Source organism: Tenacibaculum sp. M341 (assembly GCF_004337695.1).
In the GTDB taxonomy this organism is placed as follows: domain Bacteria; phylum Bacteroidota; class Bacteroidia; order Flavobacteriales; family Flavobacteriaceae; genus Polaribacter.
Genome location: NZ_SJXJ01000057.1, coordinates 1 through 982 on the forward strand (window position 1 = coordinate 1; position 982 = coordinate 982).

The window sequence follows — 982 nt, forward strand, 5'->3', positions numbered from 1 at the left end:
ACCCGTTGTGCATTTTGAATTATAAGAAGAAAAAAGTTGAGCATTCTGCTATAAAGCAGTAATTTGTAGTTACCACACCATAATTTAACATGCACAACTTTCAAGCAAATTACGATAAAATATATCTAGTTTTAAAAGATATTTTTCCAGAACAGCTACTTACCTACCAAAGACGGAAACCTAAGTTGTCTGATCTATCTTTAATAAGTATCAATTTAACAGCTGAATACATGAGTATCGATAGTGAATCTGATTTATTTCGAAAATTACCTTGTTCTCTTTTTAACTCTATTGAACGTAGTGTTTACAATAGGAGAAAAAGAAAATTGTTTTCTCATATAGAGGCTATCAGAAATAAACTTTCTGATACTTTTAACGATTTTGAAAACACTTTTATAATAGATAGTATGCCTTTAGAAGTTTGCAAAATCTCTAGAAGTAAGCGATCTAAAATATGTAAAGAACATTCTTATAGCTATCCAAACAAGGGGTATTGTGCCAGTCAAGGTTCAAAATATTATGGATATAAATTACATGCTGTTTGTTCGATTGAAGGAATTTTTAAAAGTATTGATATTAGTCCTGCTAGTGTTCATGATATTAACTATTTAAAAGATATTCAAACTCAACTTAAAGACTGTACACTTATTGGAGATAGAGGGTATTTATCAACAGAATATCAACTTAATTTATTTGAAACTTCTAAAATAAAGCTCAACGTTCCAATGAGAAATAATCAGCATAATTATAAAGAACAGCCTTACATATATAGAAAATCTAGAAAAAGAATAGAAACGCTTTTTTCTCAATTATGTGACCAATTTATGATTCGAAGAAATTATGCCAAATCTTTTGAAGGTTTTAAAACTAGGATACTATCCAAAATAACAGCGCTAACATTGATTCAATATATAAATAAGTTCATTTTCAATAGAAATATAAACAATATCAAAATCAATATTACTTAAAATGCACAACGGGT

General features: G+C 28.0%; 1 protein-coding gene. It reads left to right on the top strand.

The genetic code is table 11. The features are described 5' to 3' along the window. Window positions 1–89 precede the first annotated feature (89 nt). The gene (locus EYW44_RS21885; protein ID WP_132728002.1) at window positions 90–968 is read left to right on the top strand and encodes an IS982 family transposase; all 879 of its coding nucleotides are present in this window, start codon (window positions 90–92) and stop codon (window positions 966–968) included. Window positions 969–982: the final 14 nt, after the last annotated feature.

What these genes read in the sequence shown, in the direction of transcription:
- EYW44_RS21885 (WP_132728002.1), top strand. Translation starts at nt 90, where the DNA reads ATGCACAACTTTCAAGCAAATTACGATAAAATATATCTAGTTTTAAAA.